Annotated in this window: 13 protein-coding genes and 2 rRNA genes; 11 read left to right on the top strand and 4 right to left on the bottom strand. The window is 67.7% G+C overall.

Annotated elements, in window-relative coordinates; translation table 11 throughout:
• Window positions 1–248: SDR family NAD(P)-dependent oxidoreductase (locus R6V09_RS28290; RefSeq protein WP_317884270.1), on the bottom strand; the 248-nt coding region annotated here is incomplete at its 3' end.
• 62 nt (window positions 249–310) lie between these two features.
• On the opposite strand from R6V09_RS28290, the gene R6V09_RS28285 reads away from it, so the two are divergent.
• The 11 genes from R6V09_RS28285 (at window position 311) to R6V09_RS28235 (ending at window position 13,011) form a co-directional block, all read left to right on the top strand.
• A complete protein-coding gene (locus tag R6V09_RS28285) occupies window positions 311–913 on the top strand; it encodes a TetR/AcrR family transcriptional regulator (protein ID WP_317884269.1) in 603 nt (200 codons plus the stop codon).
• Window positions 910–1,368, top strand: a complete 459-nt coding sequence (locus R6V09_RS28280) for a hypothetical protein (RefSeq protein ID WP_317884268.1) — start codon at window positions 910–912, stop codon at window positions 1,366–1,368. The genes R6V09_RS28285 and R6V09_RS28280 overlap by 4 nt, the downstream gene beginning before the upstream one ends.
• A 303-nt stretch (window positions 1,369–1,671) precedes the next feature.
• The gene (locus tag R6V09_RS28275; protein ID WP_317884267.1) at window positions 1,672–3,045 is read left to right on the top strand and encodes a S53 family peptidase; all 1,374 of its coding nucleotides are present in this window, start codon (window positions 1,672–1,674) and stop codon (window positions 3,043–3,045) included.
• A gap of 332 nt (window positions 3,046–3,377) precedes the next feature.
• Window positions 3,378–4,691, top strand: a complete 1,314-nt coding sequence (locus R6V09_RS28270) for a S53 family peptidase (RefSeq protein ID WP_317884266.1) — start codon at window positions 3,378–3,380, stop codon at window positions 4,689–4,691.
• Window positions 4,692–5,061: 370 nt separating this feature from the next.
• Window positions 5,062–5,370, top strand: coding sequence for a hypothetical protein (locus R6V09_RS28265; RefSeq protein WP_014673544.1), 309 nt, complete (start codon window positions 5,062–5,064; stop codon window positions 5,368–5,370).
• A 171-nt stretch (window positions 5,371–5,541) separates the two neighbouring features.
• Window positions 5,542–6,381 (top strand): hypothetical protein, encoded by an 840-nt coding sequence (locus R6V09_RS28260; RefSeq protein WP_317884265.1) that lies wholly within the window; start codon window positions 5,542–5,544, stop codon window positions 6,379–6,381.
• Window positions 6,371–7,693, top strand: coding sequence for a hypothetical protein (locus tag R6V09_RS28255; RefSeq protein WP_317884264.1), 1,323 nt, complete (start codon window positions 6,371–6,373; stop codon window positions 7,691–7,693). The genes R6V09_RS28260 and R6V09_RS28255 overlap by 11 nt, the downstream gene beginning before the upstream one ends.
• On the top strand, window positions 7,690–9,249 hold the full coding sequence (locus R6V09_RS28250; protein ID WP_317884263.1) for an SCO6880 family protein: 1,560 nt from the start codon (window positions 7,690–7,692) through the stop codon (window positions 9,247–9,249). The genes R6V09_RS28255 and R6V09_RS28250 overlap by 4 nt, the downstream gene beginning before the upstream one ends.
• 7 nt (window positions 9,250–9,256) lie before the next feature.
• Window positions 9,257–10,690, top strand: coding sequence for an ATP-binding protein (locus tag R6V09_RS28245; protein ID WP_317884262.1), 1,434 nt, complete (start codon window positions 9,257–9,259; stop codon window positions 10,688–10,690).
• Window positions 10,691–10,706: 16 nt separating this feature from the next.
• The gene (locus tag R6V09_RS28240) at window positions 10,707–12,161 is read left to right on the top strand and encodes a type IV secretory system conjugative DNA transfer family protein (RefSeq protein WP_317884261.1); all 1,455 of its coding nucleotides are present in this window, start codon (window positions 10,707–10,709) and stop codon (window positions 12,159–12,161) included.
• Window positions 12,162–12,243: 82 nt separating this feature from the next.
• Window positions 12,244–13,011 (top strand): alpha/beta fold hydrolase, encoded by a 768-nt coding sequence (locus R6V09_RS28235; protein ID WP_317884260.1) that lies wholly within the window; start codon window positions 12,244–12,246, stop codon window positions 13,009–13,011.
• Window positions 13,012–13,039: 28 nt separating this feature from the next.
• Here R6V09_RS28235 and R6V09_RS28230 read toward each other — a convergent pair whose 3' ends face one another.
• The 3 genes from R6V09_RS28230 to R6V09_RS28220 form a co-directional block, all read right to left on the bottom strand.
• A complete protein-coding gene (locus tag R6V09_RS28230; RefSeq protein WP_317884259.1) occupies window positions 13,040–13,585 on the bottom strand; it encodes a GNAT family N-acetyltransferase in 546 nt (181 codons plus the stop codon).
• 71 nt (window positions 13,586–13,656) lie between these two features.
• Window positions 13,657–13,773 (bottom strand): 5S ribosomal RNA (rrf, locus tag R6V09_RS28225).
• A 95-nt stretch (window positions 13,774–13,868) separates the two neighbouring features.
• Window positions 13,869–14,904 (bottom strand): 23S ribosomal RNA (locus R6V09_RS28220); the annotation flags it as partial.

Genomic DNA, 14,904 nt, shown 5'->3' with positions numbered 1-14,904 from the left:
CGCCCGCGCTCCAGGTCCCGTACGGCGAACACGACGTGCGCGCCCGCGCGGGCCAGCTCGGCGGCGGCGGCGAAGCCGATACCGCTGTTGGCGCCGGTGACGACCGCCGTCCGGCCGGAGAGGTCGGGGATCCGGCTCGCGTCCCACTTGGCCGCCTTGCCGACGCCCTTGCCGCTGTCCTTGCCACTGATGGTCTTGTCCGTCTTGTCCATGCTCCCAATGTAGGCAACGACTACAATGCTGTCAATGACAACAATGATGTCGTCGGCAACAATGCTGGCGCCGACTACATCGGGATACGATGGTTCGCATGCCTGTACGCCCCTATCACCACGGAGACCTGCGCTCCGCCCTGCTCGCGAGCGCGGAGCGCACCCTGCTGGAGAAGGGCGTCGCGGCCCTGTCCCTGCGCGAACTCGCCCGGGACATCGGGGTCAGCCATGCCGCCCCCGGCCGCCACTTCAAGGACAAGCAGGCCCTCGTCGACGCGCTGGCCCTGTCCGGCTTCGAGCGCATGGCCCAGGTGCTGAACGGCGCGGACACCCCGGCGCTGCCACTGGAGGAGCGCCTCACCGCGCTGGCGAAGGCGTACGTGCACTTCGCCACGTCCAACGCGGAGCTGCTCGAAGTCATGTACTCGCGCAAGCACGACCCGGACATCTCCGAGCAGTTGAGGGCAGCCGTCGAGAGCACGACGGTCCCGTTCGTGCGGATCATCACCGACGCCCAGGAGCGCGCCGAGATCGTCGCCGGCGACCCCTGGACCGTCGGCCTGGTGGTCGGCGCCGCGCTGCACGGCACGGCGTCGTTCGCGGCCCAGGGCACACTCACCCCGGAGGCCGCGGTCGCCGGCATCCCGACCCTGGTCCACCACCTGCTGCACGGCCTCAAGCCCCGCGAGAACGAGCGGTGAGCGACAACTACTTGACGGTGATTCCGACCGACCCGCACTGGCAACCCGACCGGGCCGCCGCGGACCACGCCAAGGCCGCCCTGTCCGACCTGCTCCCCGACGCCGACGCCCGCCGCGGCCTCAAAGCCACCTGGCACGACACCGTCGAGCTGGTCCACTGCGGCGCGAACCTGACGACGATCCGCTGCCCGCACTGCGGCGCGGAAGCCGGCGACTGGTGGGGCGAAGCCGTTCAGGAGTGTTACGACGCCGGCTTTTCCACACTCCTGGTCACGGCCCCCTGCTGCGGCGCCGAGACATCACTCAACGAGCTGGCCTACGACTGGCCGATGGGCTTCGCGAGCTTCAGGATCGAGGCCCTGTACCCGAACCGGGGATGGCTGACCGCGGAGGAACTGGCCTCCGTCACAGCCGCGCTCGGGCATCCGCTGCGCCAGCTCCTCAGGCATTTCTAGCCCACCTCCGGCGCACCCCCACAACGCCCCCGACTCCCCCTCCCCGACGCTTGTCAACGCGCGTCACGCTGTGGAGTTCCCGTGGAGAGAGTCAAGCCCGGGCCATCGCCACGCCATCCCGGCGCCATTGATCAGCAATCCCCCAACCCCCTTGAGTAACGCGGAAGTCAGAGTTCCGGAATCCACCTTGTTGTCACGTACTCAACAAGAGATGGTCGTCGCGGGCCGCCGCCCCCACCGGGAACCTCACCGGTGGACCCCCCACCCGCAGCCCTCTGCCAACCCCTCTCTGGAGGCTGTACGTTGCGTACGTCACCGCTCAACTCCCCCCACATACGCGGCAACTGGCGAAGAATCGGTTCTGCCGCCGCCGCGACCGCCGCGCTCCTGATCGCCGGACTCGGCACCGCGGCCCACGCGAGCGCCGCCGCGGACACCACCGCGAGCACCAAGAAGGTCAGCGCCAAGGCCATCGCCGCACAGGTCGCCAAGGCCCATGTGCAGTACGAGAAGGCCGCCTGCGGCGCCACCCCGAAGAAGGGGTTCGCCGCCTGTAACGCCCTCCGTGTCACCGGCGGCACCACCGCCTTCATGGAGAAGCAGGCCGCGCTGAAGGGCATCGCGCCCAAGACCATCTCCCCGAAGGCCGCCTCCGCCGACCCCACCGGCTACGGCCCCTCGGACATCCAGTCCGCCTACGGCCTGGCGAGCGCCGCCTCCGCCAACGGCTCCGGCGAGACCGTCGCGATCGTCGACGCCTACGACGACCCGAACGCCGCCGCCGACCTCGCGACCTACCGCTCGTACTACGGCCTCTCGGCCTGCACGGTCGCCAACGGCTGCTTCACCAAGGTCAGCCAGACCGGCTCGACGACCTCCCTCCCGACCGCCGACAGCGGCTGGGCGGGCGAGGAGTCCCTCGACCTCGACATGGTCAGCGCGACCTGCCCGAACTGCAACATCCTCCTGGTCGAGGCCAAGTCGGCGAGCGACGCCAACCTGGGCACCGCGGTGAACGAGGCCGTCAAGCTGGGCGCCAAGTTCGTCTCGAACTCCTACGGCGGCTCGGAGTCCTCCTCCGACACGACGTACGACACCTCGTACTACAAGCACGCGGGCGTCGCCATCACCGCGAGCGCGGGCGACGAGGCCTACGGCGCCGAGTACCCGGCCGGTTCGCGGTACGTCACCTCGGTCGGCGGCACCGCCCTCAAGACCTCCTCGAACAGCCGCGGCTGGACCGAGAGCGTCTGGAAGACCAGCAGCACCGAGGGCACCGGCTCCGGCTGCTCCGCGTACGACGCGAAGCCCACCTGGCAGACCGACACGGGCTGCACCAAGCGCATGATCTCCGACGTCTCCGCGGTCGCCGACCCGGCCACGGGCGTCTCCGTCTACGACACCTACGGCTCCGACGGCACCGGCTGGGGCACCTACGGCGGCACCAGCGCCTCGTCCCCGATCATCGCCTCGGTCTACGCCCTCGCCGGCACCCCGGGCACCAGCGACTACCCGGCCTCGTACCCCTACGCCGCGGCCGGCACCTCCGCCCTGAACGACGTGACGAGCGGCAACAACGGCTCCTGCTCCACGTCGTACTTCTGCACCGCCACCTCGGGCTACGACGGCCCGACCGGCTGGGGCACCCCGGAGGGCATCTCGGCCTTCACCGGCTGACGCACTCCCGCAGAGCCTCCCCGTCGGGTCACGGGGAGCCGCCGGTAAGAGGGGGACGTGGGGTCCCCTTGGCGGAGCAAGTGGCAACGGGCCGCGGCAACCAGCCGCGGCCCGTTCGCCGTTCCACAGCCGCCGACTCCCATGAAAAACCTGTGGGTTTGGTAAAGAGCCAGACCCTGTTCGGTAAGCCGGAAGTCAGGATTCCAGCAGCCCCTTGTTGTCGCGTACTCAACAAGAGATGGTCATCGCGGGCCGCCCCCCACCGCCGGGGAAACCGCACCGGCGACACGCACCCGCACCGCCCCTGTTCCACCAACTCAGGAGGCTGCACCTTGCGTACCACGACCCCCAACTCCCCCCACACGCACGGTAGATGGCGCCGCATAGGGTCCGCCGCCGTAGCCACCGCCGCACTCGTCTTCACCGGCCTCGGCACCGCCGTACAGGCCGACGCGGCATCGAGCGCCACCACCTCCACCGCGGTGACGTACGCCGCGACCCCCTGTGCAACCCCCAAGCACACGGGCGATCTCACCTGCAAGTCCTACCGCGTCACCGGCGGCCTCACCGCCTTCCAGAAGATGCAGGCCGCGAAGACCGGCATCACCCCCAAGGCCGCCGACGCGACGACCCCCTCCGGCTACAGCCCCACCAACCTCCGCTCCGCCTACGGCCTGACCTCCGCCGCCGCCTCCAACGGCTCCGGTGAGACGATCGCGATCGTCGACGCGTACAACGACCCGAACGCCGAGGCCGACCTCGCCACCTACCGTTCGTACTACGGCCTTTCGGCCTGCACGACGGCCAACGGCTGCTTCAAGAAGGTCAGTCAGACCGGCTCCACCACCTCGCTGCCCTCCAGCGACGCGGGTTGGTCCGAGGAGATCTCCCTCGACCTCGACATGGCCTCCGCGATCTGCCCGCTGTGCAACATCACCCTCGTCGAGGCCACCAGCGCCAGCTACGCCAACCTCGGCACCGCCGAGAACGAGGCCGTAGCCCTCGGCGCCAAGTTCGTCTCCAACAGCTACGGCGGCTCGGAGTCCTCCTCCCAGACGACGTACGACACCTCGTACTACAACCACGCGGGCGTGGCCATCACCGTCTCCTCCGGTGACAGCGCCTACGGCGCCGAGTACCCGGCAACGTCCCGGTACGTGACGGCAGTCGGCGGCACCAAGCTCTCCACCTCCTCCACCACCCGCGGCTGGACCGAGGCCGTCTGGCGCACCTCCAGCACCGAGGGCACCGGCTCCGGCTGCTCCTCCTACGACGCCAAGCCCACCTGGCAGACCGACACCGGCTGCACCAAGCGCATGGAGTCCGACGTCTCCGCCGTCGCCGACCCCGCCACCGGCGTCTCCGTCTACGACTCCTACGGCGTCACCGCCGGCTGGTACACCTTCGGCGGCACCAGCGTCTCCGCCCCGATCATCGCCGGCGTCTACGCCCTCGCCGGCACCCCCGCCAGCGGCACCTACCCGGCGCAGTACCCCTACGACTACGCGGGCACCTCGTCCCTCAACGACGTGACGAGCGGCTACAACGGCTCCTGCTCGACGGCGTACTTCTGCACCGCCGAGACCGGCTACGACGGCCCGACCGGCTGGGGCACCCCGGAAGGCATCTCGGCCTTCGCCAACTGACGCAGACCTGACCCCCACCCTGAGCTGATCCTCAGTCACATGTCATGCCACCGTGGGTCGTGGGGGCCACACGTGGCATGGGAGAACGGGCCGCGGCATCCAGCCGCGGCCCGTTCATCATGAGAACATCAGCACGAGCAACTCGATAATCAGGGGCTAACGACCGAACCACGCACAGGTTCCGCCCAGGCCTCATTGCCCGGCGTTACCTACCGTGATACACAGAGTGACCGTACGTAGTATTCGTACGAAACTCGCCAACCAATGACGCCAAGTCGACATACGACGGCGCGATTGTCGGCGACAATGATGCCTGACCTCTGCGCACCTGCAGGGGATGCGGAACTACCCACCAGGGGCGGTGACTTACATGCTCTTTGCGGCCGACAAGGGAGACATCAACACCATCATCGGCGGGATCGCTCCGGACTGGGGCCCCTTCGGCAGCCTGGGCAACGAGGCCAAGGTGATGATCGAGGTCGTGATGGCGGTCGCCATCCTCCTCTGTCTCGGAATCGCCGTATGGGGTGCCGCCAAACAGCGCATCGGCGCGACGGCGCTCCGCGACACCTTCAGCGCGGAGCAGGGCAAGGGCCTCATCATCGCCGGGCTGACCGGGGTCTTCATCATCGGCTCCCTAGGCACCCTCTTCACGATCGTGTACGGCATGGCCGTATAGCCGCCGACCTCGACCGCCCGCCCTCTCCCCACCCCACCCGCCCGTCGCGCCCACCGGCTGAGGTTGCGTTTCCCTGATGTCGAGTCACCACACCGCGCCCGCGCGGGAACCAGCACGGCTACCGTCGTACTTCCAGATGTTTCTGGACGACGGCGAAGGGGCGTACCCGGCATGAGTTCCGGAGACGAGCACGAGACCTCCGGCGGTTACGGCGGCACCGGCCAGACCCGAACCCGCTACCCCCAGCCCACCGGTGACGTCTACGGCGGCGCCCGCAAAGGCGGCCGATCCTCCTCCAGAAGCCTGGTCACAGTCGTCGGAGTAGTCGTCCTCCTCATCGCCGCAATCGCCTTCGCGAACCGCGGCGGCAACGACTCCTCCTCCAACGACACGACCACGTCCGGCGGTTCGAAGCCGGACGCGACATCGACGGCAGCGAGCGGGACGAAGCCGGTGGAGACGAAGGCGGGCGGGATTCCCGCCGGGTTCGCGCACAGCCAGCAGGGTGCGGAGAGCGCGGCGACCAACTACGCGACAGTGCTCGTCTCGGCGGACATCCTCAAGCCGGCCCGGCGGACGGAGATCGTGCAGCAGGTCTTCGTCGCCGGCCAGCAGACCGCGCTGCAGAACAGCCTCGACCAGGCCTACTCCAAGGAGTTCCTGAGCAAGCTCGGCCTGGACGGGAACGGCAACGCGAGCGCGGGCAACACCTACGTCTCCCGCACCGTGCCCATCGGCACCAAGGTCACGAGCTACTCGGACACCGCGGCAACGGTGGAAGTCTGGTGCACCGGGCTGTACGGCACGGCCGGCACTGTCTCGACCAACCCGGTGACCAGCGACTGGTTCACCCTGACGCTCCACCTGCGCTGGGCGGACGGCGACTGGAAGGCCGACAGCTTCTCCCAGAAGGACGGCCCGGCCCCTGTCCCCGGCGACAACAAGGCATCGACTGCCGACGAGATGGCCAAGGCCGTCCAGGAGTACGGAGGGTTCACCTATGCCCGGTAGCTCACGTCTCGTGCTCAAGGCCGCGGCCGCCTTCACCGCCGTACAGACCGCTGCCGTGCTGTTGGCCACCCATGCCGTCGCGGCCCCCTCGCCCACCCCGACACCGACAGGGTCGTCGTCGACGGCTCAGCAGTGCAAGCTCCTGGTCGGCGAGGCCAAGGACATCTGCGAGAACGGAAAGAAGGGTTCGGGCTCCACCACCCCCAGCACCACCGACACCCTCGACCCCCTCTCTTCCCTCGCCAAGGGCTGCGCCGAAGCCGCCTCCTGGACCATCGACAAGCTCAGTGTCGCGGTGAAGGACACGGCGAACGTCGACTTCACGAACTCCCGCTTCCTTCAGCAGTACGCCGTCGTCTTCGCCGCGTCCACGATCCTCACGCTCCTCCTGTGGCTCCTCGCGGTGGCCAAGCGCGCGGTCCGAGGCGTCCCCCTCACCACCGCGATCTCCGAGGCCGTCGGCTTCCTCTGGCTCACGGTCATCGCCTCCGCGTTCACACCCCTGATCCTGTACACAGTCGTCTCCGCCACGGACGGCATCTCGGACGTCCTCGCGAAGACGACCGGCAACCAGGACACCTTCTTCGGCAACTTCTCCAACGCCCTCGCCAAGGGCAACAACATCGGCGGCGGCCCGATCATGCTGATCGTCGTCTCCCTGGTCAGCATCCTCGCCGCCGGCGTCCTCTGGCTGGAGCTCGTCATCCGCGCCGCCCTCCTCTACGTCGGCGCCCTCCTCGGCACCGTCGTCTACGCGGGCCTCGTCGACAAGAACCTGTGGGGCCACGTCCGCCGCTGGGCGGGCATCATGATCGCGGTGATCCTGGTGAAACCGGTCATCGTGATCGTCCTCGGCCTGGCCGGCGCGCTGTCCTCCGCCGACGGCCCGGACTCGTTCTCCGCCGTCGTCTCCGGCCTCGCCATCATCCTGCTGGCCATCTTCGCGAGCGCGATGATCTACCGCTTCGTCCCCGGCTTCGGCGACGACATCGCCAACGGCCGCAACAACCGCATCATGCAGGGCGCCGAGAGCAAGGCCGCCGCGGTCATCAGCTCCCCGGCCACCATGGTCGCCCAGGGCATCAAGACCCACAGCGCCCGCACGAACGACGGCGGAGGCGGCGGCCAGTCCTCCGGCGGCGCCCGCCCGTCCAACCCGGTCTCCGGCGGCGTCGCCGCCCACAGCACCCGCCCCTCCTCGGGCGGCGGCGGAGCAGTCCCCAACTCCGCGCCCCCGCCCCGCCAGAGCCCGGCGAACACCCCGCACGCCAGCAACGCCCGCAACAACCGCACGGGAGGTGAAGGGCGTTGACGACAGAGTCCCACCTGTCCCATCCGATCACGCCCCGCCGGACATATCTGATCGGCCGTGCCCGGCCGAACGCGATCGTCGGCAAGAATCGTGAGACCGGCGAGATCGCGCTCATCATCGTGGGCGCGTTCCTCGGCATGATGTGCGGGCTCCTCGTCCCGGTCCTCTCTCTGCGGATCGTGCTGCTGACGGGCTTCCCGATGCTGGCGCTGATGGCGGTCTACGTGCCGTACAAGCGCCGCACGTTCTACAAGTGGTTCGAGATCAACCGCAGTTACAAGCGGACGCTGCGCAACGGCACGACGTACCGCTCCTCCGTCATGGAGGCCGGCGTCCACCTCGACGGACGCGAGGTCGAGATCGGCCCGCCGCCCGGCATCGGCCGCATCAACTGGCTGGCCGCCCCCTTCGGCCCCGACGAGATCGCCGTACTGCTGCACGCCGACCGCCGTACGGTCACCGCGGCCATCGAGATCGAGGGCCCGGGCGTCGGACTGCGCGACAGCGAGGACCAGGAGGCCCTCGTCGACCGCTTCGGCACGCTCCTCAAGCACGTGGCGAACGGCGACGGCTTCGTCACCCGCATCCAGATGCTCGCCCGCACCCTGCCCGCCGACCCGGACGCCCACGCCAAGGACGTCGCCCAGCGCGGCGACGAGAAGGCACTGACGTGGCTGCAACAGTCGTACGACCAACTGCAGTCGATGGTGTCCACCAGCAGCGAGCAGCACCGCGCCTACCTCGTCGCCTGCATGCACTTCAACCGCGAACTCTCCGCCGAGGCCCACGCGATGGCACGCGCGACCCGCCCCCACGCGGGCCGCAAACTCGACCGGGACGCGGGCCTCGCGGTCGTCATGGCGCGCGAGCTGACGGACATCTGCTCCCGACTCCAGGAAGCCGACATCCGCGTACGACAGCCCCTGGGCCAGGGCCGTCTCGCCTCCCTCATCCACTCCATGTACGACCCGGACCACCCCATCGACCACATCCAGGCGATGACGAAGCGCAACGCCTGGCCGGCCGAACTCGACGCCATGGAACCGACGTTCCTCCAGGCGAAGACCCGCGAGTCGTCCACCCGCGAACCGTGGTGCCACGCCACGGCCTGGGTGAAGGAGTGGCCGATGACCCCGGTCGGCGTGAACTTCCTGGCTCCCCTCCTCGTCCACACCCCGGACGTCATCCGCACGGTCGCCGTCACGATGGACCTCGAACCCACCGAAGTAGCCATCGAGCGCATGCTGACCGAGAAGACGAACGACGAGGCCGACGCCTCCCGCGCCGCCAAGATGAACCGCACCGTCGACCCCCGTGACGTGGCCGCCCACGGCCGCATGGACCAGCGCGGCGAGGACCTGGCGAGCGGCGCGGCCGGTGTGAACCTGGTCGGCTACATCACCGTCTCCTCCCGCAACCCCGAGGCCCTCGCGCGCGACAAGCGCACGATAAGGGCGTCCGCCGGCAAGTCGTATCTGAAGCTGGAGTGGTGCGACCGCGAGCACCACCGCGCGTTTGTGAACACACTGCCGTTCGCCACGGGCATCCGGAGGTAGGGCTCAGATGCGGGATCCGCTGTCCGTCCTCACCGACGCCTTCACGTCCTTCCTCTTCGGAAAGATCGAGTCCACCCGCCTCCCGGTCCGCACCTCGACGGGCCAGGCGCAGGCGGTCTATCTGCCCACGGCCGCCCCCGGGTTGGGCGACTCAGGCGTCATCATCGGCCGCGAGGTCTACTCCGGCAAGGGCTACATCTACGACCCCTTCCAGCTCTACGGCCAGCAACTCCCCGCCCCCCACTGGCTGGTGCTGGGCGAGTCGGGCAACGGCAAGTCGGCCCTGGAGAAGACGTACGTCCTACGCCAACTGCGCTTCCGCGACCGCCAGGTGGTCGTCCTGGACGCCCAGGGCGAGGACGGCGTCGGCGAATGGAACCTGATCGCGGAGGAGTTGGGAATAACCCCTATCCGCCTGGACCCAACAGCCGCCCTGGACATGGGAATCCGCCTCAATCCCCTCGACCCCGCGATCACGACGACGGGCCAACTCGCGCTCCTCCGCACGATCATCGAGGTGGCGATGGGCCACGGCCTCGACGAGCGCTCGGGCTTCGCGCTGAAGGTGGCGCACGCCTACGTCAACGAGACGATCGTCGACCGCCAGCCCGTCCTCATGGACATCGTCGAGCAACTACGGCACCCAGAACCGGAGTCGGCCGAGGCGATGAACGTCGCCATAGACGACGTACGGGCATGGGGCCTGGACGTGGCCCTCGTCATCGACCGCCTGGTCGACGGCGACCTGCGCGGCATGTTCGACGGCCCCACGACGGTGGGCATCGACCTCGACGCCCCGCTCATCGTCTTCGACCTGTCCCACATCGACCGCAACTCCATCGCCATGCCCATCCTGATGGCGATCGTCGGCGTCTGGCTGGAGCACACCTGGATCCGCCCCGACCGGAAGAAGCGCATCTTCCTGGTCGAGGAGGCCTGGCACATCATCAACAGCCCGTTCGTGGCCCAACTGTTCCAGCGCCTGCTGAAGTTCGGCCGCCGGCTCGGCCTGTCGTTCGTGGCGGTGGTCCACCACCTGTCGGACGTGGTCGACGGCGCGGCGGCGAAGGAGGCGGCGGCGATCCTCAAAATGGCGTCCACGCGAACGATCTACGCCCAGAAAGCGGACGAAGCACGCGCCACCGGGCGGGTGTTGGGCCTACCACGCTGGGCGGTGGAGATCATCCCCACCCTCACCCCCGGCATCGCGGTCTGGGACGTCAACGGCAACGTCCAGGTGGTCAAACACCTGATCACCGAGACGGAACGCCCCCTCGTCTTCACCGACCGCGCGATGACCCAGTCCTCTCGCGACCACGACCAGGAACTGACCGACGACGCCCTGCGCGCAGCCGAGTTGGAGGCGGAGGAACGCGCCGCGGCCTTCATGGAACAGCACCTGAGCGATCTCGACGGCTCCTCCGAGTCCACGGTGGCGTGAGAGGCGAAGAGGCGAGATGAGACCGAACGACGAACGGGAACGCCGAGGAGGCATCCCCGACGGCCTGTTGATCGGCCTGCTCGCCTTCCTCCTCGGCATGACCCTGCTGGTGTGGTCGGCCGCGGGCCTGGCGGCCTGGTTCTCCCACGGCGCCTGGCCCAACGGCGTGACCTTCGCCCGCACCCCCCTGGCCATGCGCCACCTGATCGGCCAGCCGCACGACATCACCGGCGCCTGGCCGGAAACCCCACCCACCCAACTCTCCGGCTACGGCCTCTTCTGGGGCCTGTTCATCGGCCAGTTGATGGTCCTGTTCGTCCTGACCGTGTTCACAATGGGCACGGTGGCGAGATGGCGAGCGGTACGGGCACGACGCCGAACAGAGCGGCAGGCACCGGAAGTTCACGAGGTACCAGCACAGAGACCGGAGCCGCAACCTCAGCCGCAGGGGCAGGCGCAGCCGACGGCCCTCCTCGAACAGCCGCCGAGCGCACCGCCGCTCGCCTCGGCCTCAGCCTCTCCAATAAACGGTGAACGGGTGGGTGGGTGGGAAAAAGTCTTTCTGGCAACGACGGAAACCCGCCACGCAACCGCAACCCAAGCCGTACGGGACGCGGAAGGCCCAGCCCTCGTAGTCACGTCAAACCCCGCCATCTGGCAGGACACCAAGGACGCCAGAGCCAAACTGGGCCCGGTCCTCCTCTACGACCCCACCCACCTCTGCGACACCCCGGCCCGCCTCCACTGGTCCCCCACCACCGGCTGCGAGGACAAACAGACCGCGGTAAAACGAGCCGCCGCCCTCCTGGCCCCCGTAAGACCCACCGCAAAGATCGACCAGGCAGTAGCAGACACGGCCGAAACACTCCTCCGCAGCTACCTGCACGCCGCCGCCATCGACGGCCGCACCATCCGCCACGTCCACCGCTGGTCCCAGGGCACCCAGATCCAGGACGCGGTCCGCATCCTCCGCACCAACCCCAAGGCAGCCCCAGGCGCAGCAGGCGAACTCGAAGCGGCCCTCACCTCGCACCCCGAACGCAGGGACATCGCCCAGGAGTTGACGACCCGCGCAATGTCCTCCCTCTTCACGGTCAACATCCGCGAAGCCTGCACACCCAACAGAACTGACGCCCTCTCCTTGGATTCCTTCGCGAACGAAGGGGGCACGCTTTATCTGGTAGGTGAATCCATCGAGGACCCCCGTACGAACCCGGGTGCGATGCCTCTCCTCACCGCCCTCGCATCAAGCGTGGTCGAGCGCGGCCGGCACATGGCCGAACGGTCATCGGCCGGTCGCCTCGACCCACCAATGACGCTTGTCCTGGACGACATCGCCGCGGTGGCCCCACTCCCCCAGCTCCCGGACCTCCTGTCCACCGGAGCGGACCGCGGCCTGCCCACCCTGGCCCTCCTCCGCTCCCAGGAACAGGCCAGGGCCCGCTGGCCGCACCACGAACTCCCGGTCTAGGAACCGCAGTTCTTCTCGTACGAGCAGGTCAGCGCCGAAATTCACGGGTGCCCAGCCGTTTCGCCCCCGTAGGGTCTGCCGCATGACTCTTGCTCACGACACAGCTGAAAACGACGGCCCCGCCCTTGTACTGCTCCACTCCGCGGTGTGCGACCGACGAATGTGGGACCCACAGTGGCCGGCCCTGGTCGACGCCGGCTACCGGGTGGTGCGCTGCGACTTCCGCGGCTTCGGCCAGACCCCCCTGCCGGACCACCGCCACAACGACGCGGAGGACGTACTCGACCTCCTGGACACCCTGGGCATCGAGCAAGCGGCGTTCATCGCCTCCTCCTACGGCGGCCAGGTCGCCCTGGAACTCGCCGCCCGCCGCCCGGACCGCGTATCCGCGATGGCACTGCTCTGTTCCGGCCTCCCAGGTCACCAACCCACCGACGAACTCCGCGCGTTCGGCGAGCGGGAGGACGAACTGCTTGAGGCGGGCGATGTCGGGGGAGCCGTAGAACTGAACGTGGACACCTGGCTGGGCCCGGACGCCGACGAATCAGTACGGGAGAAGGTCCGCGGAATGCAGCGGCAGGCCTTCGACGTACAACTGGCCGCCCCCGACGGGGCCGGACGGAACAAGGTCGACTTCGACCTCGCAGCGATCAAGGCACCTGGGCTCGCCGTCTCGGGCGGCCAGGACCTGCCGGACTTCCGGCACATCGCGGCCCAACTGCCGAGTCTGCTCCCCCACACCCGCCACCTCGAACTGCCCTGGGCCGGCCACTTCCCCAGCCTGGAGCGCCCCGCCACAGTGACAGACCTGCTGACCGGCTTCCTGCGCGAGACGCTTCCCGCTCACTGAGCCGGCCGGGCAGACAGGCCTACGGCGTCTACGGTCGCTCGACCGCCATCTCCAGCTCGCGCTCATCAGCGGTCCCGGGCATCGGCACGACGACCCCCGTGGGCACGAAGCCGATCTTGCCGTAGAAGCGCCGGGCCCGTCCGTTGTCCTCGTGCACGATGAGCCGCACCCGCTCGACACCGCGCCCCCAGGCCCACTCAAGGGCAGCATCGAAGAGCACCTCGGTCAGCCCGATGCCCCGGACCTCCGGGCGCACGAACACGGCGACGATGTGCCCCTGCTTCCGCTCGACCGCGAAGCCGGCCCAGTCGACGGTCCCGGCCTCCTCAAGCAGCACGGTCACCGTCCCGACCCACTCGCCGTCGGGCCCCTCGGCAATGATCTGCTGAGCCTTTTCAGCACCTTCGGCGGCCCCTACGGCCCGCTCCTGGTAGAAGGAGTCCGGCTGGGCCAGGGCCGTCGCATAGGTCTCCAGGAAGGCGAGATGCGCGACGGGATCCTGCAGGGCGACCAGCCGCAGTTCCTTCGCCGCGGCCCACTCGTCGGCGCGTATCGAACGGATCTTGTAGTTCATGTCAGCAACGGTAGCCTAAACGCAGAAAACCCCCGTACCGAATTAACGGTACGGGGGTTTTCGCAATATTTGTTCGGCGGCGTCCTACTCTCCCACAGGGTCCCCCCTGCAGTACCATCGGCGCTGTAAGGCTTAGCTTCCGGGTTCGGAATGTAACCGGGCGTTTCCCTCACGCTATGACCACCGAAACACTATGAAACAATCAACCGCACCACACCCCGCATAACCCAGAGGTGTGGGGTTGTTCGTGGTTTCAGAACCAACACAGTGGACGCGAGCAACTGAGGACAAGCCCTCGGCCTATTAGTACCGGTCACCTCCAGCGGTTACCCGCCTTCCAGATCCGGCCTATCAACCCAGTCGTCTACTGGGAGCCTTAACCCCTCAAGGGGGTGGGAACACTCATCTCGAAGCAGGCTTCCCGCTTAGATGCTTTCAGCGGTTATCCCTCCCGAACGTAGCCAACCAGCCATGCCCTTGGCAGAACAACTGGCACACCAGAGGTTCGTCCGTCCCGGTCCTCTCGTACTAGGGACAGCCCTTCTCAATGTTCCTGCGCGCGCAGCGGATAGGGACCGAACTGTCTCACGACGTTCTAAACCCAGCTCGCGTACCGCTTTAATGGGCGAACAGCCCAACCCTTGGGACCGACTCCAGCCCCAGGATGCGACGAGCCGACATCGAGGTGCCAAACCATCCCGTCGATATGGACTCTTGGGGAAGATCAGCCTGTTATCCCCGGGGTACCTTTTATCCGTTGAGCGACGGCGCTTCCACAAGCCACCGCCGGATCACTAGTCCCGACTTTCGTCCCTGCTCGACCCGTCGGTCTCACAGTCAAGCTCCCTTGTGCACTTACACTCAACACCTGATTGCCAACCAGGCTGAGGGAACCTTTGGGCGCCTCCGTTACTCTTTAGGAGGCAACCGCCCCAGTTAAACTACCCATCAGACACTGTCCCTGATCCGGATCACGGACCCAGGTTAGACATCCAGCACGACCAGACTGGTATTTCAACGACGACTCCACAACCACTGGCGTGGCTGCTTCAAAGTCTCCCAGCTATCCTACACAAGCCGAACCGAACACCAATATCAAACTGTAGTAAAGGTCCCGGGGTCTTTCCGTCCTGCTGCGCGAAACGAGCATCTTTACTCGTAGTGCAATTTCACCGGGCCTATGGTTGAGACAGTCGAGAAGTCGTTACGCCATTCGTGCAGGTCGGAACTTACCCGACAAGGAATTTCGCTACCTTAGGATGGTTATAGTTACCACCGCCGTTTACTGGCGCTTAAGTTCTCAGCTTCGCCCGACCGAA

It is taken from the genome of Streptomyces sp. W16 (assembly GCF_033194735.1).
Taxonomy (GTDB): domain Bacteria; phylum Actinomycetota; class Actinomycetes; order Streptomycetales; family Streptomycetaceae; genus Streptomyces.
This window is presented reverse-complemented; position numbering and strand designations above follow the sequence as displayed.